This is a genomic window from Pedococcus sp. P2_D9 (genome assembly GCF_056404275.1).
Map to the genome: position 1 here is coordinate 459,630 of NZ_JBFUEI010000001.1, position 24,963 is coordinate 484,592.

The 24,963-nt window shown below is 70.2% G+C and carries 25 protein-coding genes; 6 read left to right on the plus strand and 19 right to left on the minus strand.

The features are described from left to right. Positions 1–6: 6 nt before the first annotated feature. The 5 genes from AC1DXJ_RS02170 to xerD form a co-directional block, all read right to left on the minus strand. Positions 7–993, minus strand: coding sequence for a pseudouridine synthase (locus tag AC1DXJ_RS02170; RefSeq protein ID WP_477612996.1), 987 nt, complete (start codon positions 991–993; stop codon positions 7–9). Further along, positions 990–1,658: an SMC-Scp complex subunit ScpB gene (gene scpB / locus AC1DXJ_RS02175; protein ID WP_477636264.1), complete on the minus strand. Its 669-nt coding sequence runs from the start codon at positions 1,656–1,658 to the stop codon at positions 990–992. The genes AC1DXJ_RS02170 and scpB overlap by 4 nt, the downstream gene beginning before the upstream one ends. Then, positions 1,651–2,529 carry a segregation and condensation protein A gene (locus AC1DXJ_RS02180; protein WP_477613423.1) on the minus strand — a complete coding sequence of 293 codons (879 nt, stop codon included), beginning with the start codon at positions 2,527–2,529 and terminating at the stop codon, positions 1,651–1,653. Before AC1DXJ_RS02180 ends, scpB begins: the two co-directional genes overlap by 8 nt. 142 nt (positions 2,530–2,671) lie before the next feature. Next, complete coding sequence (locus tag AC1DXJ_RS02185) at positions 2,672–3,487, minus strand: ParA family protein (protein ID WP_477613424.1); 816 nt, start codon at positions 3,485–3,487, stop codon at positions 2,672–2,674. A gap of 217 nt (positions 3,488–3,704) precedes the next feature. After that, on the minus strand, positions 3,705–4,655 hold the full coding sequence (gene xerD, locus AC1DXJ_RS02190; protein ID WP_477636265.1) for a site-specific tyrosine recombinase XerD: 951 nt from the start codon (positions 4,653–4,655) through the stop codon (positions 3,705–3,707). On the opposite strand from xerD, the gene AC1DXJ_RS02195 reads away from it, so the two are divergent. Beyond that, the gene (locus AC1DXJ_RS02195; protein WP_477636266.1) at positions 4,654–5,277 is read left to right on the plus strand and encodes a hypothetical protein; all 624 of its coding nucleotides are present in this window, start codon (positions 4,654–4,656) and stop codon (positions 5,275–5,277) included. The two genes, xerD and AC1DXJ_RS02195, sit on opposite strands and share 2 nt — an antisense overlap. Here AC1DXJ_RS02195 and AC1DXJ_RS02200 read toward each other — a convergent pair. From AC1DXJ_RS02200 to AC1DXJ_RS02210, 3 genes are read right to left on the minus strand one after another with little or no spacing between them, the layout of a single operon-like run. After that, positions 5,257–6,504, minus strand: a complete 1,248-nt coding sequence (locus AC1DXJ_RS02200; protein WP_477636267.1) for a 4-alpha-glucanotransferase — start codon at positions 6,502–6,504, stop codon at positions 5,257–5,259. The two genes, AC1DXJ_RS02195 and AC1DXJ_RS02200, sit on opposite strands and share 21 nt — an antisense overlap. Positions 6,505–6,510: 6 nt before the next feature. Next, positions 6,511–7,866 carry a histidine--tRNA ligase gene (gene hisS / locus AC1DXJ_RS02205; RefSeq protein ID WP_477613001.1) on the minus strand — a complete coding sequence of 452 codons (1,356 nt, stop codon included), beginning with the start codon at positions 7,864–7,866 and terminating at the stop codon, positions 6,511–6,513. Then, entirely contained in the window at positions 7,863–8,564 is a 702-nt protein-coding gene (locus tag AC1DXJ_RS02210) for an MBL fold metallo-hydrolase (protein WP_477613002.1), read from the minus strand. Before AC1DXJ_RS02210 ends, hisS begins: the two co-directional genes overlap by 4 nt. A gap of 45 nt (positions 8,565–8,609) precedes the next feature. On the opposite strand from AC1DXJ_RS02210, the gene AC1DXJ_RS02215 reads away from it, so the two are divergent. Continuing rightward, positions 8,610–9,428 carry a peptidylprolyl isomerase gene (locus AC1DXJ_RS02215; RefSeq protein ID WP_477613003.1) on the plus strand — a complete coding sequence of 273 codons (819 nt, stop codon included), beginning with the start codon at positions 8,610–8,612 and terminating at the stop codon, positions 9,426–9,428. A gap of 3 nt (positions 9,429–9,431) precedes the next feature. Then, positions 9,432–11,108, plus strand: a complete 1,677-nt coding sequence (locus AC1DXJ_RS02220) for a DUF349 domain-containing protein (RefSeq protein ID WP_477623744.1) — start codon at positions 9,432–9,434, stop codon at positions 11,106–11,108. 25 nt (positions 11,109–11,133) lie between these two features. Here the strand turns inward: AC1DXJ_RS02220 and AC1DXJ_RS02225 are convergent, their stop codons facing one another. From AC1DXJ_RS02225 to pdxT, 10 genes are all read right to left on the minus strand, one after another. Continuing rightward, positions 11,134–13,443, minus strand: a complete 2,310-nt coding sequence (locus tag AC1DXJ_RS02225) for a RelA/SpoT family protein (protein ID WP_477613005.1) — start codon at positions 13,441–13,443, stop codon at positions 11,134–11,136. 9 nt (positions 13,444–13,452) lie between these two features. Continuing rightward, positions 13,453–13,983, minus strand: a complete 531-nt coding sequence (locus AC1DXJ_RS02230; protein ID WP_477613006.1) for an adenine phosphoribosyltransferase — start codon at positions 13,981–13,983, stop codon at positions 13,453–13,455. Positions 13,984–14,029: 46 nt separating this feature from the next. After that, complete coding sequence (gene secF / locus AC1DXJ_RS02235) at positions 14,030–15,205, minus strand: protein translocase subunit SecF (protein WP_477613007.1); 1,176 nt, start codon at positions 15,203–15,205, stop codon at positions 14,030–14,032. Beyond that, entirely contained in the window at positions 15,202–17,004 is a 1,803-nt protein-coding gene (gene secD, locus AC1DXJ_RS02240) for a protein translocase subunit SecD (protein ID WP_477613008.1), read from the minus strand. Before secD ends, secF begins: the two co-directional genes overlap by 4 nt. Before the next feature lie 12 nt (positions 17,005–17,016). Continuing rightward, positions 17,017–17,316 carry a preprotein translocase subunit YajC gene (gene yajC / locus AC1DXJ_RS02245; RefSeq protein WP_477636268.1) on the minus strand — a complete coding sequence of 100 codons (300 nt, stop codon included), beginning with the start codon at positions 17,314–17,316 and terminating at the stop codon, positions 17,017–17,019. A 232-nt stretch (positions 17,317–17,548) separates the two neighbouring features. Further along, entirely contained in the window at positions 17,549–18,652 is a 1,104-nt protein-coding gene (gene ruvB / locus AC1DXJ_RS02250) for a Holliday junction branch migration DNA helicase RuvB (RefSeq protein WP_477613010.1), read from the minus strand. A 3-nt stretch (positions 18,653–18,655) separates the two neighbouring features. Further along, complete coding sequence (gene ruvA / locus AC1DXJ_RS02255; RefSeq protein ID WP_477613011.1) at positions 18,656–19,258, minus strand: Holliday junction branch migration protein RuvA; 603 nt, start codon at positions 19,256–19,258, stop codon at positions 18,656–18,658. Continuing rightward, positions 19,255–19,806 carry a crossover junction endodeoxyribonuclease RuvC gene (ruvC, locus tag AC1DXJ_RS02260; protein WP_477636269.1) on the minus strand — a complete coding sequence of 184 codons (552 nt, stop codon included), beginning with the start codon at positions 19,804–19,806 and terminating at the stop codon, positions 19,255–19,257. Before ruvC ends, ruvA begins: the two co-directional genes overlap by 4 nt. A 113-nt stretch (positions 19,807–19,919) precedes the next feature. Next, entirely contained in the window at positions 19,920–20,681 is a 762-nt protein-coding gene (locus tag AC1DXJ_RS02265) for a YebC/PmpR family DNA-binding transcriptional regulator (protein WP_477613013.1), read from the minus strand. Next, positions 20,678–21,286: a pyridoxal 5'-phosphate synthase glutaminase subunit PdxT gene (gene pdxT, locus AC1DXJ_RS02270; protein WP_477613014.1), complete on the minus strand. Its 609-nt coding sequence runs from the start codon at positions 21,284–21,286 to the stop codon at positions 20,678–20,680. Before pdxT ends, AC1DXJ_RS02265 begins: the two co-directional genes overlap by 4 nt. Positions 21,287–21,357: 71 nt before the next feature. Between pdxT and AC1DXJ_RS02275 the strand changes: the two genes are divergently transcribed. The 3 genes from AC1DXJ_RS02275 to kynU all read left to right on the plus strand — a co-directional run bounded on the left by AC1DXJ_RS02275 (position 21,358) and on the right by kynU (position 23,934). Beyond that, entirely contained in the window at positions 21,358–21,912 is a 555-nt protein-coding gene (locus tag AC1DXJ_RS02275; protein ID WP_477636270.1) for a GNAT family N-acetyltransferase, read from the plus strand. A 48-nt stretch (positions 21,913–21,960) separates the two neighbouring features. Then, on the plus strand, positions 21,961–22,548 hold the full coding sequence (locus AC1DXJ_RS02280; protein ID WP_477636271.1) for a GNAT family N-acetyltransferase: 588 nt from the start codon (positions 21,961–21,963) through the stop codon (positions 22,546–22,548). Between the two features lie 150 nt (positions 22,549–22,698). Beyond that, positions 22,699–23,934, plus strand: coding sequence for a kynureninase (kynU, locus tag AC1DXJ_RS02285; protein ID WP_477636272.1), 1,236 nt, complete (start codon positions 22,699–22,701; stop codon positions 23,932–23,934). A 74-nt stretch (positions 23,935–24,008) separates the two neighbouring features. Here kynU and pdxS read toward each other — a convergent pair whose 3' ends face one another. Next, positions 24,009–24,932 (minus strand): pyridoxal 5'-phosphate synthase lyase subunit PdxS, encoded by a 924-nt coding sequence (gene pdxS, locus AC1DXJ_RS02290; RefSeq protein ID WP_477613018.1) that lies wholly within the window; start codon positions 24,930–24,932, stop codon positions 24,009–24,011. Between the last annotated feature and the right edge of the window lie 31 nt (positions 24,933–24,963).

Below are 24,963 nucleotides of genomic sequence, written 5' to 3' on the forward strand. Positions count from 1 at the left end.
GTGCGCTCACATTCCAGCCGCGGAGTAGAGCTGCCCGACCTCTGCCTTGTTGAGCTTGCGCATCTTGCCCGGCTTGGTGTCGCCGAGGTAGATGGGCCCGACCTGCACCCGCACGAGGCTGATCACGGGGTGACCGACGGCGTCGAGCAGACGACGCACGATGTGCTTGCGCCCCTCGTGCAGGATCACTTCGACGAGCGCCTTGCCCGGCTGCGAGTCGACCACCTTGAACGAGTCGACCGACGCAGGTCCGTCCTCGAGCTGGACGCCCTCGCGCAGCTGCTTGCCGATGTCGCGCGGCACGGGGCCACGGATCTGCGCGAGATAGGTCTTGAGCACGCCGTACTGCGGGTGCTGGAGGCGGTGGGCGAGCTCGCCGTCGTTGGTGAGGATCAACAGGCCCTCGGTGTCGGCATCGAGGCGGCCGACGTGGAACAGCCGCTCGTTGCGGTCCCCCACGTAGTCGCCGATGCTGATCCGGCCGAGCTCGTCGTTCATCGTCGTGACGACGCCCAGGGGCTTGTTGAAGGCGAAGTAGACGCGGGTCTCGTCGAGCTGGACCTTGACCCCGTCGACGTGGACGGTCTGGTCCGGACGGATCCGCACCCCGAGCTCGGTGACGATGTTTCCGTCCACCTCGACCCGGCCGGCGGTGATGAGGTTCTCGCACACCCGGCGCGATCCCACTCCGGCGGCGGCGAGGAGCTTCTGCAACCGGATGCCATCGGGGTCGTGCATGTCGACCTCGGGCGTGGCCCGCTCACGGGGCACCCGGGTCGGCTGGCTCTTCTTGGTCGTGCCGGAGCTCCCGCGCTGGGGCCGCTCGGGGCGCCCCCCCTCGGACGCGGTCGGGCCTCCGCCCCTCGGTGGGCTGGTGCGACCACTGCCGCCCTGCCCCGCTCGGGAAGAGCCTTGGCCGCCGGCGCGACCACGCCCACCCCCCGGTCGGTCCGAGCCGGATCCTGCGGGGCCTCTGCTGCGTGGGGGTGTCATCGGCGTCCTTGTTCTGCGATCTCGTCGAGCACGTCGACTTCGGGGAGGTAGGGCGCGAGGGCGGGCAGGTCGTCGATGCTGCCGAGACCCAGGCGTTGGAGGAAGTAGTCGGTGGTGCCGTAGAGGAACGCGCCGCCGTCGCCGTCGGACCCCAGCTCCTCGATGAGCCCGCGGTTGAGCAGGGTCCGGACCACGCCGTCGACATTGACGCCGCGGACCGCACTGACGCGCGACCGCGAGATCGGCTGGCGGTAGGCGATCACGGCCAGGGTCTCCAGAGAGGCCTGGGTCAGCTTGGCCTGCTGCCCGTCGAGCAGGAACTTCTCGACCACGGGGGCGTAGTCGGACCGGCTGTAGATCCGCCAGCCGCCTGCCACCGACCTGAGGGTGAAGCCACGCTGCTGGGCGGCGTACTCGGCCTCGAGGTCCCTGAGGTGCATGAGCACGTCGTCGACGGGCAGCTCCAGCGCAGAGGCGAGCGACATCTCGGTGATCGGCTCGTCCACGACCATGAGGACCGCCTCGATGGCACTGCGCGCGCCGCCGGGGAAGTCGTTGACGTCGAACGCGAACTGCTCGTCGGCGGCACTCTCGTTCGGCGCAACGACGCCCTCGTCACGCTCGTGGTCGGGCTCGTGGTCGGGCACGACCTCAAGGTCACTCATCGTCGCTCTTTCCGTCGTCGTCGTCCGGCTCGTCTGCGGGTGGTTCCTCGTCCAGCTCGTCGAACTCGTCGCTGACCTCGATCTCGCCCTCGTCGTCGCCCGTCCAGCGGACCGTCAGCTCGCCGAGCGCCTCGGCCTGCTCGAAGGCGATCGCCGCCTCGCGGAACAGCTCGAGCAGGGCCAGAAACCTGGCCACGATGACCAGCGTCGAGTCGGCGTCGGCCACCAGGGCCCGGAACGAGCACACGCGTTCGGCTCGGAGCCTGACGCCCAGGATGCCCGCCTGCTCGCGCACGCTGACCTGTGGAGCGTGCAGGTGGTCCAGGCCGACGCTCGGCGCCACCTTGGGCACCATCGCCCTGGCCGCGATCATGGCCAGCTGCTCGGGCGTGATCCCCATGACCAGCTCGGGCAGGAGCCTCGCGAACTGGGGCTCGAGACCCGCCTGCCGCGGTGTCATCCTGCCTGCGGTGGCCATCCGCTCGCCGAAGGTGAAGGCGATGTCCTTGAAGGCGCGGTACTGCAGCAGCCGGGCGAAGAGCAGGTCGCGGGCCTCGATGAGGGCGAGGTCCTCCTCGTCCTGCGGCCCGGTCTGCGGGAGCAGCCGCGCAGACTTGATGTCGAGCAGGGTCGCCGCGATCAGCAGGAACTCCGACGCCTGGCCCAGGTCCCACTCCGTGTGCGACGACTGGGCTGCCTTGATGTGGGCGATGAACTCGTCGGTGACCTTGGCGAGGGCGATCTCGGTGATGTCGAGCTTGTGCTTGCTGATCAGGCCGAGGAGCAGGTCGAAGGGCCCGGAGAAGTTGTCGAGGTGGACCTGGAACGGCGTGGACCCGCCGCGTCGGGTGATCACGCCACCCGGCGTCATCGTCGCCTGGTCCGCGAGCTGGTCCGCGAGCTGGTCCGCGAGCTGGTCCGCGAGCTGGTCCTCGAGCTGGGCCGCGGGCTGGGCGTCCTCCAGCTGCACCGCGCCTCCCGGCGCAGTGGCGATGGCCTCCTGGCTCACCTCGTCAGGCCGCCCCACCACGGGCGATCAGCTCTCGGGCGAGTTGCCGGTAGGACGCTGCGGAGGCGTGCGTCGAGGCGTAGGTCGTGATCGGCTCAGCAGCGAGCGTGGCGTCCGGGAACTTCACCGTGCGGCTGATCACCGTGTGGAACACCTGGTCGCCGAAGTGGTCGACGACGCTGCGCACGACCTCCTTGCTGTGCAGGGTGCGCGAGTCGTACATCGTCGCCAGGATGCCGTCGACCTGCAGGCGCGGGTTGAGGCGGTCGGTGATCTTGTCGATCGTCTCCACGAGCAGCGCGACCCCACGCATGGCGAAGAACTCGCACTCGAGCGGGATCACCACACCGTGCGCCGCGGTGAGGGCGTTCACGGTGAGCAGGCCGAGCGAGGGCTGGCAGTCGATCATGATGACGTCGTAGTCGTCCATGACCGGCCGGAGCACCCGCGCGAGGATCTGCTCCCGGGCGACCTCACCGACGAGCTGCACCTCGGCGGCGGACAGGTCGATGTTGGCGGGAATGACGTCGAGGTTCTCGGTGGCCGTGGCCTGGATGACGTCGCGCACGTCGTGACCGCGCTCGACGAGAAGGTTGTAGATGGTGACGTCGAGCTCGTTGGCGCGCACTCCGAGCCCCACGGACAGGGCACCCTGGGGGTCGAAGTCGACCAGCAACACGCGTCGGCCGACCTCGGCGAGAGCAGCACCCAGGTTGATGGTCGTCGTCGTCTTCCCGACGCCACCCTTCTGGTTGCACATGGCGATGATGCGGGCGGGGCCGTGGGCTGCGAGGGGCTGCGGGTCGGGGAAGACCGGCATCGGGCGCCCGGTCGGACCGATCTGTCCAGCGCCCGCAGACTCGGTCCCGGGCAGGTGGACGTGGTCGCGTTCAGCACCGTTGGGGGCCGACTCGGAGGTGTCGCCCGAATGGGTGGGCGGCGACTGCTCCTGCGTGGTCACCTCAGATTCCACAGGCGTTTCACTCCCGGTGAGTTGGCGTTCGTCGGTCAGCCTCGCGCTGATCGGCACGACCCTATCAGCGGGCACGGGGGTGACTCTGGGCATACACCTCACGCAAACGCTGCACCGTCACCAGGGTGTAGATCTGCGTGGTGGTCACCGAGGCGTGCCCCAGCAGCTCCTGCACGACCCGGACGTCGGCGCCGCCGTCGAGCAGGTGCGTCGCGAACGAGTGTCGCAACGTGTGCGGCGACAGGTGGCCGCCCAGGTCGGCGCGTTCGGCCGCGGCGCGCAGCACGGCCCAGGCCGACTGGCGCGAGAGCCTGCTGCCCCTCTGGTTGAGGAACACCGCAGGCGTCCCCTTCCCCTTGACCGCGAAGGTGGGCCGTCCCCGGACGAGGTACGCGCCCAGTGCCTGCGCGGCATACGAGCCGAGCGGGACGATGCGCTCCTTGCTGCCCTTCCCGAAGAGCCGCACCACTCCCTCCTCGGTGTCGATGTCGTCGACGTCGAGGCCGACGGCCTCTGAGATGCGTGCGCCGGTGCCATAGAGGACTTCGAGCAGGGCCCGGTCGCGCAGCGACCCGGGCGTGTCACCCAGGCTGGCCGCGTCGAGCAGGCGCTCGACGTCCTCGATGCTGATCGCCTTGGGCAGGCGTGCGGGGGGCTGTGGCGGGCTGACGGCCGACGCCGGGTCGGTGGGCAGGTCGCCCTCGAGGACGAGAAACCGGTGAAAACCACGCACCGCGACGAGCGTCCGCGCCGCCGACGACGCCGCGAGCGGAGGGTGGTCGGTGGTCCCCTCTCGCAGCGTCGCGAGGAAGTCGCTGACGTGCGCCTCCGTGATGCCCGCGGGGTCGTGCACCCCCCGACCAGCGAGGTATGCCGCGTAGCGGGCCAGGTCGCGCCGGTAGGACGTGAGCGTGTTGGCGGCGACGCCGCGCTCGACGTCCAGGTGGTTGAGCCAACCGCGGACAGCGCGCTCGATCGCGCTCGAGGGTGGCACGGATGGGAGTCTAGGTGGCATGAAGCTCTATGCAGACCTGCCGGGCCGCCGCACCGTCCAGATCCTCGCCGACGTCGGGATGCTCGCGTGGGGGTGCCTCTGGGCGTGGGTGGGACGGCTCGTCCACGACACGACCCTGGAGCTCGCAGCGCCCGGTCGACAGCTGCAGACGGCGGGTTCGGGGTTCCGTGACCAGATGACCAACGCCGGCGACTCGGTGCGGGACCTGCCCCTGGTCGGCGACAAGATCGCCGCGCCGTTCCGGCAGGTCAGCGGTGCGGGCACCACGATCGAGCAGGCCGGCACCGACCTCGTCGACGCCGTCACGAAGCTCGCCAACATCCTGGGGTGGGTCACTGCGCTCGTGCCGATCCTCATCGTCGGGTTGGTGTGGCTGGTGCTCCGCGGGCGTTTCGTCCGCCGGGCGAGCGCCGCACAGCGGTTCATCGACACCGCGGCCGACCTCGACCTGTTCGCCCTGCGGGCCATGGCGGGCCAGCCGATGCGCAAGCTCGCCGCCATCTCGTCGGACCCGACGGGAGCGTGGCGGCGTGGTGACGAGGCGACGATCCGGTCGCTGGCCCTGCTGGAGCTGCGGGACACCGGCCTGCGTCCTCCCGCGTCAGCGGGCAGCGCGGCCTGAGGACTCGGTCAGGGCGCGCAACCGGGCGGCGTGCTCCGACGTCAGCGCACCCGGCGCCATCTGCCAGGACCAGCCGCCCTCGATGCCGGGCGCGTTCATGCGCGCCTCTGAGCCGAGGGCGAGCACGTCCTGGGCCTGCATCATCGACAACCCGCACGGCCCTCGCAGTGCGAGCTCGATGAAACCCCACGACGGTTCGGCGTCGACGTCGGCGCCGACTCCGGCCCGTCGACAGGCTTCGCGGGCAAGTTGCCTGCGGTGGTCGGGGAGGTCCCACCACCAGCCGCAGACCGTGTCGTTGTCGTGGGTGCCGGTGTAGACGACCTGGTTGGGCTCGTGGTTCTCGGGGTCGTGGGCGTTGTACTCGTAGGCCGGCTCGAAGGCGAACTGCAGCACTGCCATGCCGGGGAACCCGAGCGACCTGCGCAGGTCGATGACGGGCTGGTCGATGTCGCCGAGGTCCTCCGCGAGGACCGGCAGCGGGCCCAGGGCACCGAGCGCGGCGTCGAACACCTCTCGCCCCGGGCCCTGCTCCCACTTCCCGTTGAGGGCGACGTCGTCACCTGCCGGGATCGCCCAGTAGGCCGCGAACCCGCGGAAGTGGTCGACGCGCACGACGTCGAACAGCGCGAAGGTGCGGCGCAGCCGCTCGATCCACCAGCGATAGCCGTCGTCGCGCAGCACGTCCCAGCGGTACAGCGGGTTGCCCCAGAGCTGGCCGGTCGCGGCATACGCATCGGGCGGGCAGCCGGCGACGGCGTCGGAGCGGAAGAACTGCGGCCACGCGCGCTCGTCGGCGGCGTCGGGGGCGACGTAGATGGGGACGTCGCCGAGGATCCTGATCCCGCGGTCGTGGGCGTACTCGCGCAGCGCCGACCACTCGCGGTCGAAGCGCACCTGGTCCGCGAGGTCGCCACCGAAGGACGTCCACGAGTCAACCCAGTAGGCCTCGCGGTCAGCGAAGTCCTCCACCTCCTGCTGGCTCACCGGGGCCTCGGGGTGCTCCAGCAGGGCCGGTGACGCGGCGAAGGCGGACGGGGACTTGTAGGGCGATCGGTGCTTGTCGGGGATCGACACCGGGAGCACCTGCCACACCGACTGCCCCGCCTCGACGAGCCAGTCCACGAAGTCGCGCGCCGGCTGGCCGAGGCGGCCACCGGGCAGCGACGTGATGTGCAGCTGCACGCCGCTGGCGCGGGTCTCGGTCAGCGGTCGGGTGGCGTCCATGGGTGCTCAGCTCTCCGCGCGGATGATCTGCGGGCGCAGGTCCTGGGTCGGAGGCTCCCACGAGATGGCGTCGGCGTCGACCTGGTCGCCCGACCGGATGTCCTTGACCTGGTCGCCTCCCCCGCTGCCTTCGTCGCCCGCTGAGCCGGGGAACCAGACGTACGGAATCCCCCGGCGCTCGGCATACCGGATCTGCTTGCCGAACTTGGCGGGCTTCGGCGCCACTTCGCACGGTATGCCGCGTGCCCGCAGCTGCGTGGCGACCCGGGTGGAGCTCGCTCGGCTCTCGTCGTCGTTCACGGCGACGAGGACGCACGCGGGGGTGGACCGGCTGGACCGGAGCAGTCCCTTGCCGATGAGCAGCCCCAGGAGGCGGGAGACACCGATCGAGATGCCGACCCCGGGGTAGGTCGTCTTCCCGTCCGAGGCCAGCGAGTCGTAGCGGCCGCCGGAGCAGAACGAGCCCCACGACTCGTAGCCCACCAGCTGGGTCTCGTAGACCGTGCCGGTGTAGTAGTCCAGGCCCCGCGCGATCTTGAGCTCGGCCACGAGCGCGCCGGGAGCATTGTCGAGGCCCGCCTGGATGACGGCCGCCAGCGCGTCGAGTCCCTCGTCGAGCGTGGGGTGCTCGACTCCCAGCTCGCGCACCTGCGCGACGAAGGAGAGGTCCGCTGTCCGGATCGCGGCCAGGGCGAGGCACTTGTCCGCCTGCTCGGGAGTCCGCCCGGCGTCGACCAGGAGGTCCTTCACCTTGGCCGGGCCGATCTTGTCGAGCTTGTCGACGATGCGCAGCGTGCCCGCGACGTCGTCGATGCCGATGCCGAGGTAGAAGCCTTCGGGGATCTTGCGGTTGTTGACCTGGATGACCATCTGGCCGACCGGAAGCTTGCGGAACACCTCCGCGACGACCAGGGGCATCTCGGCCTCGAAGTGTGGCGCCAGCTCGCCCACGTCGACCACGTCGATGTCTGCCTGGGTGAACTCGCGGTAGCGGCCCTCCTGGGGACGCTCGCCGCGCCACACCTTCTGGATCTGGTGCCGTCGGAAGGGAAAGGACAGGTGGCCGGCGTTCTCCAGCACGTAGCGCGCGAACGGGACGGTGAGGTCGAAGTGCAGCCCGAGCTCGGCATCGGAGTCGGCGCGCCCCTCGGACTTGTCGGCGAGCCGGGTGACGCCGTAGATCTCCTTGTCGGCGTCGCCACCCTTGCCGAGCAGCCGGTCGACGGGCTCCACGGCACGGGTCTCGATCGAGGGGAACCCGTGCAGCTCGAAGGTCTCGCGGATGACGTCGAGGAAGTGCTGCTCGATGATCCGCTGGGCCGGGAGGTACTCGGGGAAGCCGCTGATCGGGGTGATCTTCACGGGGCCAATCCTTGCAAATAGGGGTTGGTCGCCCGTTCGCGGTCCATCGTCGTGGCCTGGTAGTGCCCGGGGAGCACGAGGGTGGTGTCGGGGAGGGGCAGGACGACGTCGCGCAGTGAGCGGTTCATCGCCGCCGGGTCGCCGCCGGGCAGGTCGGTGCGACCGATGGACCCTGCGAAGAGCACGTCGCCGCTGAGGAGCGTGCGGTCGACCTCCACCTGGTCGGCGATCCCGTCCGGGACCGCGTCGACGCTGAACATCACCGAACCCTCGGTGTGGCCCGGCGCGTGCAGCACCTCGAACCCGAGCCCCGCCAGGTCCAGCCTCGCGCGGTCCTTCACCTCGACCACAGTGCTGGGTTCGGTCCAGGTCGCCTTGCTGCCGAACTGCTGCTCGAGCATGCCGAGCAGCCCCGGGTTGACGTTGGCGAGCAGGTCCACGAGCCGATAGCGGTCGTCCGCGTGGATGTATGCCGCGGTGTCCGCTCCGCAGACGGGCGTCACCGAGTACACGTGGTCGATGTGGCCGTGGGTGAGCAGCACCGCGGCTGGGCGCAGTCGGTGCTCGGTGAGCACCGCGCGCAGGGTCTCCTCCACGCCGATGCCTGGGTCGACGATGACGCATTCCTCCCCTGCGTCAGGGGCGAGGACGTAACAGTTGGTGTCGAAGGCAGCGGCGGGAAAAGCAACGGTGAGCACGGCCCGCAGCCTAGCCACAGCGCCGTGCTGCCTAGACTGGCGCGCGTGACGAGGGAACAGGAACGCGCCGCTGCGCGCCGCCGTGCCGTGAAGCTCGAGGCCAAGCAGGTTCAGAAGGAACGTGAGGCCGCGCGCAACCGCCAGGTCGTGGTGGTCGTGCTCGCCGTGCTCGCCGTGGTCGCCGCCTTCGTGTTCCTCGCGACCCAGCTCAAGGACGACACGACCCCCGCCGCCACTGCGCCGTCAGCCACGACTACGACGACCAGTCCGGCAGTCGCAGGCTGCACCGCGCCGCCCGCTCCCCCGTCCGCCGTGAAGAAGGTCGCCAAGCCCGACAAGGCCACGGCCGCCGGCAAGACCTTCACCGCCGTCGTCACGACCAACTGCGGCGACCTCACCGTTCAGCTCGATGGTGCCAAGGCGCCCCAGACCGTGGCCTCGTTCGTCGCGCTCGCCAAGGCCGGCTACTTCGCCGACTCCCCCTGCCACCGCGTGACGAAGGTGGCGGACCCGTCACCCCTGTTCGTGCTCCAGTGCGGTGACCCGTTGGGCGGCACCGGCAGTGGCCCCGGCTACAGCTACGGCATCGAGAACGCACCCAAGGACGGCAAGTACCCGCGCGGCAGCTTGGCCATGGCACGCACGACCGACCCGAACTCCAACGCTGACCAGTTCTTCATCGTCTACAAGGACACCGACCTGAGCAGTGTGCCCGCGGGCTACTCCATCTTCGGCACGGTGACCGGTGGAATGGATATTGTCGACAAGATCGCCGCAGCAGGTGTGAGCGGAGGCGCCACCGATGGTGCCCCGGCTGCACCCATCAGCATCCTTAAGGTTGCTGTGACAGAGAAGAAGGCCTGACCCGTGACCGAGCAGACGCCCCCGGCCGAAACCGAGCCCGACTCCAAGCCTGACTCCGAGCCCAGCACCGTCGCTGACGCGCCTCCTTCCGCTCCCCAGGCAGAGGCTGCAGCCGAGCCCGAGGCTGCACCCGAGCCCGAGGCCGAGGCTGCACCCGAGCCCGAGGCCGAGGCTGCACCCGAGCCCGAGGCTGCACCCGAGCCCGAGGCTGCACCCGAGCCCGAGCCCGAACCAGCAGCCGAGCCTGAGGGAGCCACCGAGCCCGCAGCGTCCGAGCCCGACGCTGCCTCCGAAGCCGCTCCCGCTCCCGCACCGAAGCCGGTACCCCGACCGGCTCCGAAGCCGGGCCCGGTGCCGACCCCTGCCGCGGTGCGCAAGGTGGCTCACGCCCAGCCCGCTGCGCTGACCGTCGCTGCGCCGCCCGGACCGCCGTCGGAGACGTTCGGTCGCGCGGCCGAGGACGGCACCGTGTTCGTCCGCACCGCCGATGGCGAGCGGGAGGTGGGCGCCTACCCGGGAGCCACCCCCGACGAGGCGCTGCACTACTTCGCGCGCAAGTACGACGAGCTCTACGCCTCCGCAGACCTGTTGCACCAGCGGCTGACCACCACTGACCTGTCCGCCAAGGACGCCGCCGAGGGCCTGGCCAAGCTGCGCGAACACTGCGCCGAGGCCAATGTCGTCGGCGACCTCGCCGGTCTCGACGCCAAGGTGGGCGAGATCGAGGGCCTGGTTGCTGCGCGCAAGGCGGCCGAGTCCGCCGAACGCAGCGCAGCCCGAGCCGCGGCGACGGTTGAGCGCGAAGCCATCGTGGCCGAAGCCGAGAAGATCGCGGGACAGCCCGAAGCCAAGATCCAGTGGAAGAGCAGTGGTGCCCGCATGCGCGAGCTGCTCGACGGCTGGAAGAAGCACCAGCGCGAGGGTGCACGGCTTGACCGCGAGACCGAGGGCGCCCTCTGGCAGCGGTTCAGCCAGGCCCGCAACTCCTTCGACAAGGCACGTCGGGTCCACTTCGCCCAGCTCGAAGGCACCCAGGCCGAGGCCAAGGCCGCCAAGCAGGAGCTCGTCAAGGAGGCCGAGGCCCTCTCCACCAGCACCGACTGGGGCCAGACGGCCGGCGCCTTCAAGCGACTCATGGATCGCTGGCGTCAGGCCGGGCGCGCCTCCCGGTCCGACGACGACGCGTTGTGGGAGCGGTTCAAGGCCGCCCAGGATGCGTTCTTCGCCGCGAAGGACGAGGTCGCGGCCAAGGAGGACGAGGAGTTCCGGGGCAACCTGGCCGTCAAGGAGGCTCTGCTCACGGAAGCCCAGGACATCCTCCCGGTGAAGGACCTCGAGACCGCCAAGGCCGCCCTCCGCACGCTGCAGGACAAGTGGGACGCTGCGGGCAAGGTCCCCCGGGGCGACGTCGACCGCATGGAGAAGGGGATGCGTCGCATCGAGCAGGCGGTACGCGACGCCGACGACCAGCGCTGGAAGCAGTCCAACCCCGAGGTCGCGGCCCGCGCCCAGAGCATGGTCGACCAGCTCGAGGCGTCGGTCTCCTCGCTCAAGGACGACCTGGCCAAGGCGCAGGCCTCCGGCAACGAGAAGAAGGTCAAGGACGCCCAGGCCAAGCTCGAGGCCCAGGAGCAGTGGCTGGCCCAGGCCCGCGGCAACGTCGACGAGTTCGGTTCCTAGACCACGACCCTCGTATGCCGCGGGGCTACGCCTTGGCGGCGGTGGCCTTGGTGCCGGTGATCCGGTAGACGTCGAACACGCCGTCGATCTTGCGGACGGCCTTCATCACGTGTTCGAGGTGGCTCGGGTCACCCATCTCGAAGGTGAACTTGCTGATCGCCACCCGGTCTCGCGAGGTCTGCACCGAGGCCGAGAGGATGTTGACGTGCTGGTCGGACAGCACCCTGGTGACGTCGGACAACAACCGGTTGCGGTCCAGGGCCTCGACCTGCAGCTGCACCAGGAAGACCGACGCCGACGAGGGGGCCCACTCGACCTCGATCATCCGATCTGGTTGCGACAGAAGGGATTCAGCGTTGGTGCAGTCGGTGCGGTGCACTGAGACGCCGTTGCCCCTGGTGATGAATCCCATGATCGGGTCACCCGGCACCGGGGTGCAGCAGCGGGCCAGCTTGACCCACACGTCCGCAGTGCCGACCACCACGACGCCGGGGTCGCCCGTGCGTCGCCGCATCGACCGGGTCGGCGTCGTCGCCTCCGCGAGGTCCTCGGATGCGCCCTCCTCGCCCCCCAGCGAGACCACCAGCCGGCCCACCACGTGCTGGGCGGACACGTGCCCCTCGCCCACCGCGGCATACAGGGCGTCGATGTCCTGGTAGCGCAGCTCTGACGCCAGGCCGGTCAGGGTCTCGACGGTGAGCAGTCGCTGGAGCGGGAGGCCTTCCTTGCGCATGGCGCGGGCGATCGCGTCCTTGCCGGTCTCGATCGCCTCCTCGCGACGCTCCTTGGAGAACCACTGCTTGATCTTGTTGCGCGCCCGAGGCGACTTGACGAAGGTGAGCCAGTCGCGCGACGGTCCGGCGCCGTCGGCCTTGGAGGTGAGCACCTCGACGACGTCACCGTTCTCGAGGGTCGACTCCAGCGGCACGAGACGGCCGTTGACGCGGCCGCCGATGCAGTGGTGGCCCACCTCGGTGTGCACGGCGTAGGCGAAGTCGACCGGCGTCGCTCCGGCCGGCAGGGCCACCACCTCGCCCTTGGGCGTGAAGACGTAGACCTCGCGGGCGTTGATCTCGAAGCGCAGCGAGTCGAGGAACTCCCCCGGGTCGGCGGTCTCCTTCTGCCAGTCGAGCAGCTGGCGCAGCCACGCCATGTCGTTGATCGGGCCGGTCTCGCCTTCCTTGGCGCCGGAGGCGGGGGCGGTGCCATCCTCCTTGTACTTCCAGTGGGCGGCGACGCCGTACTCGGCCCGGCGATGCATGGTGTGCGTGCGGATCTGGATCTCGACGGCCTTGCCCTCAGGGCCTATCACCGTCGTGTGCAGGGACTGGTACATGTTGAACTTGGGCATCGCGATGTAGTCCTTGAACCGCCCCGGCAGGGGGTTCCAGCGCGCGTGCAGCGCACCCAGCGCGGCGTAGCAGTCGCGCACCGAGTCGACGAGGACCCGCACCGCCACGAGGTCGTAGATGTCCTCGAAGTCGCGACCCCGGACGATCATCTTCTGGTAGACGGAGTAGTAGTGCTTCGGCCGACCGGTCACGGTCGCCTTGATCTTGGCGCCCCTGAGGTCCTCGCTGACCTGGTCCCGCACCCCTGAGAGGAACTCCTCGCGTGCGGGGGCCCGCTCGGCCACCAAGCGCACGATCTCGTCGTAGACCTTGGGGTAGAGCGTCGCGAAGGACAGGTCCTCGAGCTCCCACTTGATGGTGTTCATGCCGAGCCGGTGGGCCAGCGGGGCGTAGATCTCGAGGGTCTCGCGAGCCTTGCGCTGCGCGGACTCCACCGAGACGTAGCGCCAGGTGCGGGCGTTGTGCAGGCGGTCGGCCAGCTTGATCACCAGCACCCGGATGTCGCGGGCCATCGCCACGACCATCTTGCGCACGGTCTCGGCCTGCGCGGCGTCCCCGTAGGTCACCTTGTCGAGCTTGGTGACACCGTCCACGAGCATCGCCACCTCGCGCCCGAAGTCCTTCTCCAGCTGCGTGAGGCTGTACTCCGTGTCCTCCACCGTGTCGTGGAGCAGCGCCGCCGCCAGGGTGGCCGGCGTCATGCCCAGCTCGGCGAGGATCGTGGTCACCGCGAGCGGGTGGGTGATGTACGCGTCGCCGGACTTGCGCGTCTGGCCCCGGTGCGCCTCCTCGGCGACGACGTACGCGCGCTCGATGACCGTCAGGTCAGCCTTGGGGTGGGTGGCTCGGACTGTCTGGAGCAGGGGCTCCAGGACCGGGTTGATCGGACCTCCGCGGCTGCCGAAGCGGGCCAGGCGGGCGCGGACGCGGTTCGCCGAGGAGGCACCGGTGGGCACCGGTCCGGTGACGACGTCCTCGGTCATGCCGAAAGCCTACGGGACCACCACGGTGGCGTGGATCTCACGCCCAGCCAACCGCTCACGGCCGGGCAGGAACCCGAGCTCGACCAGCGTCTCGAAGGCCACGACCGTGGCACCGGCCTGCTCCAGCAGCCGACAGGCCGCCTCGGCGGTGCCTCCCGTGGCGAGCACGTCGTCGACGAGCAGGACGCGCTCACCGCTCACGAAGGCATCGCTGTGGATCTCGATGGTCGCCGTGCCGTACTCGAGGTCGTAGGTCAGCCCGACGGTGTCGCCCGGCAGCTTGCCCGCCTTGCGCACCGGGACGAAGCCGACCCCCAGCTCGTGCGCGAGAGCGGCTCCGAAGATGAAGCCGCGAGCCTCGATACCGACGACCAGGTCGATGCTGCCCCTGCGTCGGTCCGCCATGTCGCGGATGACGGCACCGAAGACCTCGGGGTCGGCCAGGACGGGCGTCACGTCCTTGAACAGGATCCCCGGGCTGGGAAAGTCCTGGACGTCGCGCAACCGCGCGGAGACCCGCTCGGCGAGGGTGTCGCTCACTGACCCACCCGGGCGCAGCGGCTCCATCTCGTCGACGAGCTGCGCCTCATCGACGAGACTTCGGCGGACGCTTGGGCTGGTTGCGCGGACCACTGGTCGCGTACTTGTGGGTCTCGCGCACCACGCCACCGGAACGTGCCGCCGCCGAGACCGACTCGCGGCCGGAGGTGGCTGCAGCGAGCTCTTCGGCGTCGGGCTCGTGCGGGACCGGAGCGGCATCGGAGGCGGAGACGACGCCGCCATGACGCGCCTGGTAGCGGGTGGCCTTCTTCTCGAGATCGACGACAGCCGGCTCCTTCAGGCGCAGGTGCACCAACAGCGGCGTGGCGATGAAGATCGAGGAGTAGGCGCCGACGGCGATACCGACGAACAGGGCCAGGGCCAGGTCGAGCAGGGTGCCGGGGCCGAGGAAGAGGAACCCGATGACCAGGATCGATGCGATCGGCAGCAGCGCCACGATCGTGGTGTTGATCGACCGCACCAGGGTCTGGTTGACGGCGAGGTTCGCCGCCTGGGCGTAGGTGAGGCGGCCGTTGCCGAGCGCCTCGGTGGTGTTCTCACGCACCTTGTCGAAGACGACGACGGTGTCGTACAGCGAGTACCCGAGGATCGTCAGGAAGCCGATCATCGTGGCCGGGGAGACCTCGAAACCGGCCAGCGCATAGATGCCCACCGTGATGAACAGGTCGTGGAGCAGGGCCACGAGCCCGGCGACGGCCATCTTCCACGTGCGGAAGTAGATCGCCATCACGATCGACACGAGTGCGAGGAACACAGCCAGGGCCTTGAGCGCCTGCTGGCTCACGGAGGCACCCCAGGAAGGCCCGACGAACGATGCGGAGACGTTGTCGACGTCGGTCTTGAACTCGGAGGCCAGTGCCGTCTGCACGGCCCGGATCTCGGACTCGCCGAGCTGCTCGGTCTGCACCCGAATGGTGCCGGTGCCGACCTTGGTCACCTCGGCGGCACCAGCCGTCGGGATGTGGCTGACGGCGTCCTTGGCCCTGGCCTCGTAGTCCGCCGAGCTCGCGACCGACGACACCCGGAACTCCGAGCCGCCGCGGAACTCGAGGCTGAGGTTGAGGCCGTGCCAGACCAGCCCGATGATCGCGAGCAGGACGAAGACCCCGGAGACGGCGTACCACCGCTTGTAGCGACCGACGAAGTCGATGGACCGCTTGCCGGTGTAGAGGTCGTTGCCCAGTGCGGCGAAGTTGATCACAGTGCGCTCCCGTCGCTCACAGCAGATGCGGTGGTCGGCATCGCGACCCGTCCGCGCCCGGCATACCTGGGCTTGTGTGCCTTGGCCCCGAGCCGCTCCGGGTCGAGACCCGACCACTTGTGTCCACCGCCGAAGAACTTGGTGCCGGCCAGGATCGCCACGAGCGGGTGGGTGAACAGCACGACGATGAGCAGGTCGATCAGGGTCGTGAGGCCCAGGGTGAAGGCGAACCCGCGCACGTTGGAGGACGCCAGCAGGTAGAGGACGAACGCGGCCAGGAAGTTCACGCCGTCCGCGGCCAGGATGGTTCGTCGGGCTCGGCGCCAGCCGGTGTCGACGGCGGCACGCAGGGGTCGTCCCTCACGCACTTCGTCGCGAATGCGTTCGAAGTAGACGATGAAGGAGTCGGCGGTGACACCGATGGCCACGATGAGCCCTGTCACGCCCGCCATGTCGAGTCTGAAGTTGTGTGACCAGCCGAGCACGGCGATCGCGACGTAGGTCAGCAGCGCCGCGATGACGATGGACAGCACGGTGACCAGGCCCAGGGCGCGGTACTGCGCGAGGGAGTACATGAAGACCAGCGCGAAGCCGATGACTCCGGCGATCAGACCCATCCTGAGCTGCTCGCTGCCCAGGGTCGGGCTGATCTGGTCGCGGGTCTGCAGCGTGAACGACAGGGGCAGGGCACCGAACTTGAGCTGGTTGGCCAGGTCGCGGGCCGACGTGATCGTGAACTGGCCCGAGATGCTGGCCTGCCCGTCGAGGATCGCGGCCTGGAAGTACGGCGCCACGATGACACGCGAGTCGAGGGTGGCGGCCATCTGGTTGCGGGGGGTCTCGAGGGTGACCATCCGCTTGCTCGCCTCGGCGTAGGCCTTGGTGCCCTCGGACTTGAAGCTCAGCGTGATCTCGACGGTGCTGGACGGCTGGCCGTTGGACAGGGGTCGGTAGCCGGCTGCGGCGTCCTTGATCTGGTCGCCGTTCACCACGACCGGGCCGAGGACGTACTTCTCTGCGCCGTCGTCGCTGCACGTGACCAGCGGCTTCGCCGGGTCGTCCACGATCTTGTCGACCACGGCGGGGTCGGAGCAGTCCAGCGCCTGGAACGCAGCCGCGACGTCGGCCGTGATCCACGCCAGGTCGCTGGCGTTCTGGGGCGCGGCGGTCGAGCCGGTGGGCTTGGCCGTGGAGGTACCCGTGGCACTGCCCGTCGCGGAACCGGTCGGAGTGGGCGGCGTGGTGGCCTTGACGAACGCCCCGGGCAGGGCGGAGCCGGCCGGGGTCGCCGAACCGGTGGCCGTGGCGGAGGGGCTGGGAGCCTTGCTCGGCGTGGCGGTGCCCGTTGCCGTGCCGGTGGCCGTCCCGGTGTCCGTGCCCGTGGGGGTCGGCTGGTTCACTCCCGGCGCGGCAGCGAGGACGGGTCGGAAGCGCATCTGCGAGGACTTGCGGATGGCGTCCTCGGTCGTCTTGTCCAGGCTGGTGCCCGGGACGCTCACGACGATGTCCTCGCCGTTGCGCGTGGTCACCTCGGCGCCCGCGACGCCGTTGGCGTCGACGCGTTGGACGATGATGTCCCGCGCCTGGGTGAGCTGCTCGTTGGTGACCTTGCTGTTGCCGACCAGCACGGGCTTGAGCACCAGCTGGGTGCCCCCGTCGAGGTCGAGACCGAGCTTGGGCTGCCACTGTGCGTCACCCCAGGTGGTGGCCGCGAAGAGGAGGCCGTAGAGGCCGAGGGTGACGGCCGCCAGCGCTGACAGGATCTTCAGCGGCTTGCGGTTGTGCGGGTTGATTGCCACGTGCAGGGACCTCTACTCGGTGGTGCTGGGTGCGGCCGGGCCGGGTGACACCGTCTTGGTGCCGATGGCGCGCCGGTCGAAGCGGACGGTGACCCCGGGGCTGATCTCCAGGGTGGCGGTGCTGTCGTCGAGGGACGTGATCGTGCCGTAGAGCCCGGAGGTCGTGCAGACCTCGTCGCCGACGGCCAGAGCCGCCTGCAGTGACTGCACCTCGCGCTGGCGCCGACGCTGGCTGAACACCATGAAGACGATGAGCAGCACGGGCAGCGCGAAGATCAGCAGGCTGGCTATGGGCGAGCCGCCATTCGACATGGAGCAGTCCCTTCACGGTTGGGGCAGTCAGGGTGCGGCGCCACGCAGTAGGGCACGCGCAAGTCCCCGGCTCCAGCCGGGGGACCGCCCGAGTGTAGGTGACGCACGGCATACCGACCAACGTGCCCCACCGTGGCTGCGTTCCAATTGTGACCTTTGCTCGCCCATGGCGAGAAGGGGCGAGCACGGGCGAGCACGTGCAGGTATGCCGTGGGCACGCCGCCCGAGCGGGTCACCCGCCGAAGCGACCCTCGCCGGTGTCGAGGGGCAGGCTGGGCTGGGGTTGGTGGCCGAGCGGTGGCGTCAGGCCCAGGTGCTCCCACGCCATGGCCGTCGCGGCCCGGCCACGAGGCGTGCGCGTGATGAAGCCCTCACGGACGAGGAACGGCTCGGCGACGGTCTCGACCGTGTCGGCCTCCTCCCCCACTGCGACCGCGAGCGTCGACAGACCGACGGGTCCGCCTCCGAAGCGCCGGCAGAGGGAGTCGAGGACGGCGCGGTCGAGGCGGTCCAGCCCGCGGTCGTCGACGTCGAACAGGGCCAGCGCGGCATGCGCCGCCTCCTCGTCGACGACGTCGCGTCCGTGCACCTGGGCCCAGTCGCGGACCCGTCGCAGCAGCCGGTTCGCGATGCGTGGTGTGCCGCGCGATCGCCGCGCGATCTCGGTGATGCCGTCGGTGTCGGCGGACACCTCGAGCAGTCGCGCCGAGCGTTCGAGGATCGTGACCAGGTCCTCGGCTGCGTAGAAGTCGAGGTGCCCGGTGAAGCCGAACCGGTCGCGCAGCGGCGCGGGCAGCAGCCCTGCCCGGGTGGTGGCGCCCACGACGGTGAAGGCGGGGAGCTCCAGGGGGATGGCTGTGGCGCCGGGGCCCTTGCCGACGATGACGTCGACCCGGAAGTCCTCCATGGCGAGGTAGAGCATCTCCTCGGCCGACCGCGACATGCGGTGGATCTCGTCGAGGAAGAGGACCTCCCCCTCCATGAGCGAGGAGAGCACCGCCGCCAGGTCGCCGGCGTGCTGGATGGCGGGGCCGCTGGTGATGCGGATCGGCCGCCCCAGCTCGGTGCCGATGAGCATGGCCAGCGTGGTCTTGCCCAGACCCGGCGGCCCGGAGAGCAGCACGTGGTCGGGCGGTGTCCCCCGTCGCCGGGCCGCCTCGAGCACGAGCGAGAGTTGGTCGCGCACCCGCGTCTGACCGGTGAACTCGCTGAGCCTGCGTGGTCGCAGGGCTGCCTCCACGGTGCGCTCGTCGGCATCGCCCTCGGCGTCGACCACCCGCGCGGTGGCATCGACCGACGAGTCCTCGAACATCTCGGAGGAGAAGCCGTCAGCCATGGCCTAGCGCCCCAGCTCTCGCAGCGCCGCGCGGAGCATCGCGGAGACGTCGGCGCCGGCCGGCGCCGCCTCCGCCGCCCGCGACACGGCGTCGTCGGCCTGCTTGGCGGAGTATCCGAGCCCCACGAGGGCCTCGGCCACCTGGTCACGCCAGGCCGTGGCTCCCACGGCCGGGACGGCAGTCGCGCCACCCGCCGCACCGGACGGCATACCGAGCTTGTCGCGCAGCTCGAGGACGATGCGCTCGGCACCCTTGCGGCCGATCCCGGGCACCTTGGTGAGCGTCGCGAGGTCCGCGCTGCTGACCGCTGCCCGTAGCCGGTCGGGGGCCAGCACCGAGAGCATCGCGAGGGCGATCCGAGGTCCGACGCCCGAGACGGTCTGCACCTGTTCGAAGATGTCACGCTCGTCGTCGGACGTGAAGGCGTAGAGGGTCAGCGAGTCCTCGCGGACGACGAGGGTGGTCGCGAGCAGCGCCTCCTGACCGAGGTGCAGTGCGGACGCGGTGGCCGGTGTCGTGTGCAGCAGCATGCCCACTCCCCCGACCTCGACGACGACTCGGTCGAGACCGATGTGCCGCACCGGTCCGCGGACCGAGGCGATCACCGGGCCACCGCGGCTCGGCCCGCTGAGCGGAGGCGTTCCTGCTTCGCCCTGGCGGCGTCCTGGAGCCGGGTGGCGGCGGGGCCCTGCCACAGGTGGCAGATGGCGATGGCGAGGGCGTCCGCGGCGTCGGCGGGCTTCGGCGCGGACTCCATCCGCAGGATCCGGGTCACCATGGCCGTCACCTGGGCCTTGTCGGCCCGGCCCGAGCCGGTGACCGCTGCCTTGACCGAGGTCGGCGTGTGCAGCTGGACCGGGAGCCCCCTGCGCGCCGCGGCGAGCAGCGGGATCGCCGAGGCCTGCATGGTGTTCATGACGCTGGCGACGTTGACGTCGGCGAAGACCTGCTCCACGGCGATCGCGTCAGGCTCGAACCGGTCGAGCCACGCGTCGAGCTCGGTCTGGAGGTAGAGCAGCCGCTCGGCGGTCGGCTCGGTGGCCGGGGAACGCACCACGCCGACGGCCACGAGGCGGACCTGGCGACCACGACCGCCCTCGACCACCCCGATGCCACAGCGGGTCAGGCCGGGATCGACCCCGAGTACGCGCACGACAGCTGCTCCCTCACGTCCGACTGCGTTTTCGAACAACCATGCGTTTCCGAACACATGTTCGGTTGAACGCTACACACCGGTTCGCACCTTCGGGCGCAGCAACACGCCTTCTACTCGTCGTCGTCCTCGATCTCGGCGAGCACGTCGTCGCTGATGTCTCCGTTGGCGAACACGTCCTGCACGTCGTCGGAGTCCTCCAGGGCCTCGATGACGCGGATCATCTTGCGTGCCCCGTCTGCGTCGAGCGGCACCTTGAGGTTCGGCACCCACGAGGCCTCGGCGGAGTCGTAGTCGATCCCGGCGTCCTGGACGGCCTTGCGGACGGCGACGAAGTCGGTCGCCTCGGAGATGATCTCGAACGCGTCGCCGAGGTCGTTGACCTCGTCGGCACCGGCCTCGAGGACGATCTCGAGGATGTCGTCCTCGGTCTTGTCGCCCTTGGGGACCACGACGACGCCCTTGCGGTCGAAGACGTAGGACACCGAACCGGGGTCGGCCAGCTGGCCGCCGTTGCGGGTCAGCGCGGTGCGGACCTCGGCAGCGGCCCGGTTGCGGTTGTCGGTCAGGCACTCGATGAGGACGGCGACACCACCGGGCGCGTAGCCCTCGTAGGTGATGGTCTCCCAGTCGGCGCCGCCGGCCGTCGCGCCGGACCCGCGCTTGACCGCGTTGTCGATGTTGTTGTTGGGGACCGAGGTCTTCTTGGCCTTCTGGATGGCGTCGTAGAGCGTCGGGTTGCCCGTGGGGTCACCGCCGCCGGTGCGCGCCGCGACCTCGATGTTCTTGATGAGCTTGGCGAAGAGCTTGCCCCGCTTCGCGTCGATGGCAGCCTTCTTGTGCTTCGTGGTTGCCCATTTGCTGTGGCCGCTCATGCCTTGCCTCTCACGATCTCGACGAACAACTGGTGGAACCGGTGGTCACCGGTCACTTCCGGGTGGAAGGAGGTGGCCATCAGCGACCCCTGACGAACGGCGACGATCCTACCTGCGGCAGGTCCGTCCTCCACGCGGGCCAGCACCTCGACCCCCTCGCCCACCTCCTCGACCCACGGCGCACGGATGAACACGGCCCGCATCGGCGCGCCGCCGATGGCCCGGATGTGCAGGTCCTCCTCGAAGGAGTCCACCTGCCGGCCGAACGCGTTGCGACGCACCGTGATGTCCAGGCCGCCCAGCGTCTGCTGGTCGGGTCGGGCGTCGGCGATGCGGTCGGCGAGCATGATCATCCCCGCGCAGGACCCGTATGCCGGCATGCCCGCCGCCAGCCGCGCCCGGAGTGGGTCGCGCAGCTCGAACGCGCGGACCAGCTTGTCCATGGTCGTGGACTCACCGCCCGGGATGATGAGCGCGTCCACCGCGTCCAGCTCGGAGGTCCGGCGCACGGTGGTGGCGCGGGCGCCCGCCTGCTCCACGGCATACAGGTGCTCGCGCACGTCGCCCTGGACGGCAAGGACTCCGATGGTGGGCTGCTCGGTCACGCCCGGAATGCTACGGGCGGCCGGAGCGCCGCAACGCCCCGCCCCGCCCCGCCCCSACCTAGGGTGGCGCCATGACTGACGCCTTCGAAGAGGTGGTGGTGGTGCGCGAGCGCACCAGGGAGGACATCCCGGTGCTGGCGGAGGTGCTCGCCGCGCAGCGACCGCACTCTGGCTACCCGCAGAACTGGCCCCTGCCGTTCCCTGTGGAGTCGTTCATCGCGCGGGCCGACGAGGACGCAGCCTGGGTCGCCGAGCTCGGCGGGCGGGTGGTCGGCCACGTCGCGGTGTCGCGGGTCGAGCCGGGGATGGAGGCCGACCTCTGGATCGCGGGTACCGGCCGCCCACGGGAGGAGCTCGCGGCGGTCGCGGTCCTCTTCGTGGATCACACGACCGTCGGCAGGGGTGTCGGCAAGGCCCTTCTGGCGACCGCGGTCGCGGCCATCCGCGAGTCGGGCCGGACACCTGTCCTGGACGTCGTGCGGGAGACCACCTCGGCCGTCGAGCTGTACCGGCGCACGGGGTGGCAGGTGGTCGGCGAGGGCCGCCCGTGGTGGCTGCCCGAGGACCACCTGCCCGTGCTCTTCATGGCACTGCCCCCTGCCCGGGAGCCGGGCGCGCGGGGCTGACGCTGCGTCGAGCGGTTCCTGGACCCCGAGCAGGGGTACTTTTCAGGCATGTCCGACTACACGATCAGGGCGCTCACGCCGGAGACGTTCAACGACTTCGCCGCGCTCGTCGAGCGGAACAAGGGCATGTTCGCCAACTGCTGGTGCACCTGGTTCCATCCGGAGGACCGGGAGCCGGACAGCACCGCCGAGGACAACCGCGCGTTCAAGAAGCGCCGGGTGGACGAGGGGATCGCGCACGCGGCGCTGGTCTACGACGGCGACCTCGCCATCGCCTGGGCGGAGTACGGGACGCCGGAGGAGCTGCCCAGCATCCATCACCGCAAGGAGTACCTCGCCACGGCCGAGCGGCTCCCCGACTACCGGGTCACCTGCATCCAGGTCGAGCGCAGCCACCGCGGCAAGGGCCTGGCGTCGATCGCCCTGCGTGGAGCGGTCGAGCTGATCGCCCGGGCCGGCGGTGGTCTGGTCGAGGGCTACCCGCACGACACCGGTGGCGTCCGGAAGAAGAACTCGTCGTTCCTGTACAACGGCACCCGCACGATGTACGAGCGCGAGGGCTTCCGCTACGACCGCCCCAAGGGCCTCGGCAACTGCGTCATGGTGCGCGAGGTGGCCTCGAGCGACCGGGGCTGACCGGACCTCGGGGAGTAGCGCTGGTCGCCGTGGACCTGCGCCGCACGCACGGGGTGTGGCATCGCGTCCCCCCACGCGACTGGCCAGGACATGAACCTGTGCCGTCGAGGCCCTGACATCGCCGCACCGCCCACCTATAGGTTTCGGGGCATGACCGACCTCACCACCCGCGCTCGCGACCTCGATGCCCAGCACTCCTCCACCGACCGACGCAGCGCGTTCCGGATCCCTGAGGGGGTCATCTACCTCGACGGCAACTCCCTCGGCGCCCTGTCCGTCGCCGCGGCCGAGACGGCCGCCGACGTGGTCGCCCGCCAGTGGGGAGAGCAGCTCATCCGCGCGTGGAACGAGTCGGACTGGTGGGGTGCGCCCGAGCGGGTCGGTGACCGCATCGGCTCGCTGGTCGGCGCGGCGCCGGGACAGGTCGTCGTCACCGACTCCACGTCCGTCAACCTCTTCAAGGCCATCGTCGCCGCCTCGCGCCTGCGCCCGGGCCGGAGCACGGTGCTGACCGACCCCGACTCCTTTCCCACGGATGTCTACATCGCCCGGTCCGCCTGCGAGCTGCTCGGCCTGACCCTCGAGCTCGTGCCCACCACCGAGGCGCCCGCGCGCATCGCGAAGCTGGGTGAGTCGCTGGCGCTGGCGGCCTACTCGCAGGTCGACTACCGCACGGGTGAGCAGTGGGACCTGCCAGCCCTCACCCGCGCCGCCCACGACGTCGGCGCCCTCGTGTGCTGGGACCTCTGCCACTCGGCCGGTGCGATGCCGGTCGGGCTCGACGAGGGCGGCGCAGACCTCGCGGTGGGCTGCGGCTACAAGTACCTCAGCGGCGGCCCCGGCGCCCCCGCGTTCATCTACGTCCGGCGTGAGCACCTGGGCGACTTCGAGAACGTCCTGTCCGGCTGGCAGGGCCACGCCAGCCCGTTCGGCATGTCCACCGACTACGCCCCCGCGGCCACCATCACGAGGGCCAGGGTCGGCACGGCTCCCCTGCTCAGCCTGCTGACGCTGGAAGGTGCTCTCACGGCATACGACGGGCTCTCGATCGAGGAGGTGCGCGCCCGCTCACTGTCACTGACGGGACTGTTCATCGAGGCGCTGGACGCCCTGGGTGTCGACCTGCCGCTCGCGACGCCACGCGAGGAGGCGCGGCGCGGCTCGCAGGTGAGCCTGCGGCACCCCGAGGCGTATGCCGTGGTGCAGGCCCTCATCGCGCGCGGCGTGATCGGCGACTTCCGTGAGGTCGACATCGTGCGGCTCGGGTTCAGCCCCCTCTACCTCTCGCACGCCGACGTGGTGGCTGCGGCGGAGCACGTGGCGGCGGTGCTCGAGGGACGCGAGTTCGAGCGCGAGGAGTTCCGCGCCCGCAGCACCGTCACCTGACAGGTCATCGGACAGCACGGCGCCCGGTGGTGGACCACCGGGCGCCGTGCTCTGTCAGCTGTGGGAGGGGCCGGTCACCAACCGCGCTCGGAGAGGCGGTGCGGCTCGGGGATCTCGTCGACGTTGAGGCCGACCATCGCCTCACCGAGGCCGCGCGAGACCTTGGCGATGACGTCGGGGTCGTCGAAGAAGGTCGTCGCCTTCACGATGGCCTCGGCGCGCTGGGCCGGGTTGCCGGACTTGAAGATGCCGGAGCCGACGAACACGCCCTCGGCGCCGAGCTGCATCATCATCGCGGCGTCGGCCGGGGTCGCGATGCCGCCCGCGGTGAACAGCACGACGGGGAGCTTGCCCAGCTCGGCGACCTCCTTGACCAGGTCGTACGGTGCCTGGAGCTCCTTGGCCGCGACGAACAGCTCGTCCTCGGGCAGGCCCTGGAGCCTGCGGATCTGCTGGCGGATCTGGCGCATGTGGGTGGTCGCGTTGGAGACGTCGCCGGTGCCGGCCTCACCCTTGGAGCGGATCATCGCCGCGCCCTCGGTGATGCGGCGCAGGGCCTCGCCGAGGTTGGTCGCACCGCAGACGAAGGGAACCGTGAAGTTCCACTTGTCGATGTGGTTGGCGTAGTCGGCCGGGGTCAGCACCTCGGACTCGTCGATGTAGTCGACCCCCAGGGACTGCAGCACCTGGGCCTCGACGAAGTGACCGATGCGGGCCTTGGCCATCACCGGGATCGACACGGCCTCGATGATGCCGTCGATCATGTCGGGGTCGGACATGCGCGACACGCCACCCTGGGCGCGGATGTCGGCGGGGACCCGCTCGAGGGCCATCACGGCGACGGCGCCGGCGTCCTCGGCGATCTTGGCCTGCTCGACGTTGACGACGTCCATGATGACGCCGCCCTTGAGCATCTCGGCCATGCCCCGCTTGACGCGTGACGTGCCGGTGGTGGGCTGCGTGGCTGTGCTCTCGACGGGGTTGCTCTCGGCGGACATGGCGGACCTACTCCAGATCTGTTCAGGGCGC

What these genes read in the sequence shown, in the direction of transcription:
- AC1DXJ_RS02170 (WP_477612996.1), bottom strand. Translation starts at nt 993, where the DNA reads ATGACACCCCCACGCAGCAGAGGCCCCGCAGGATCCGGCTCGGACCGA.
- scpB (WP_477636264.1), bottom strand. Translation starts at nt 1,658, where the DNA reads ATGAGTGACCTTGAGGTCGTGCCCGACCACGAGCCCGACCACGAGCGT.
- AC1DXJ_RS02180 (WP_477613423.1), bottom strand. Translation starts at nt 2,529, where the DNA reads ATGACGCCGGGTGGCGTGATCACCCGACGCGGCGGGTCCACGCCGTTC.
- AC1DXJ_RS02185 (WP_477613424.1), bottom strand. Translation starts at nt 3,487, where the DNA reads ATGCCGGTCTTCCCCGACCCGCAGCCCCTCGCAGCCCACGGCCCCGCC.
- AC1DXJ_RS02195 (WP_477636266.1), top strand. Translation starts at nt 4,654, where the DNA reads ATGAAGCTCTATGCAGACCTGCCGGGCCGCCGCACCGTCCAGATCCTC.
- xerD (WP_477636265.1), bottom strand. Translation starts at nt 4,655, where the DNA reads ATGCCACCTAGACTCCCATCCGTGCCACCCTCGAGCGCGATCGAGCGC.
- AC1DXJ_RS02200 (WP_477636267.1), bottom strand. Translation starts at nt 6,504, where the DNA reads ATGGACGCCACCCGACCGCTGACCGAGACCCGCGCCAGCGGCGTGCAG.
- AC1DXJ_RS02225 (WP_477613005.1), bottom strand. Translation starts at nt 13,443, where the DNA reads ATGACCGAGGACGTCGTCACCGGACCGGTGCCCACCGGTGCCTCCTCG.
- yajC (WP_477636268.1), bottom strand. Translation starts at nt 17,316, where the DNA reads ATGTCGAATGGCGGCTCGCCCATAGCCAGCCTGCTGATCTTCGCGCTG.
- ruvB (WP_477613010.1), bottom strand. Translation starts at nt 18,652, where the DNA reads ATGGCTGACGGCTTCTCCTCCGAGATGTTCGAGGACTCGTCGGTCGAT.
- AC1DXJ_RS02265 (WP_477613013.1), bottom strand. Translation starts at nt 20,681, where the DNA reads ATGAGCGGCCACAGCAAATGGGCAACCACGAAGCACAAGAAGGCTGCC.
- AC1DXJ_RS02275 (WP_477636270.1), top strand. Translation starts at nt 21,358, where the DNA reads ATGACTGACGCCTTCGAAGAGGTGGTGGTGGTGCGCGAGCGCACCAGG.
- AC1DXJ_RS02280 (WP_477636271.1), top strand. Translation starts at nt 21,961, where the DNA reads ATGTCCGACTACACGATCAGGGCGCTCACGCCGGAGACGTTCAACGAC.
- kynU (WP_477636272.1), top strand. Translation starts at nt 22,699, where the DNA reads ATGACCGACCTCACCACCCGCGCTCGCGACCTCGATGCCCAGCACTCC.
- pdxS (WP_477613018.1), bottom strand. Translation starts at nt 24,932, where the DNA reads ATGTCCGCCGAGAGCAACCCCGTCGAGAGCACAGCCACGCAGCCCACC.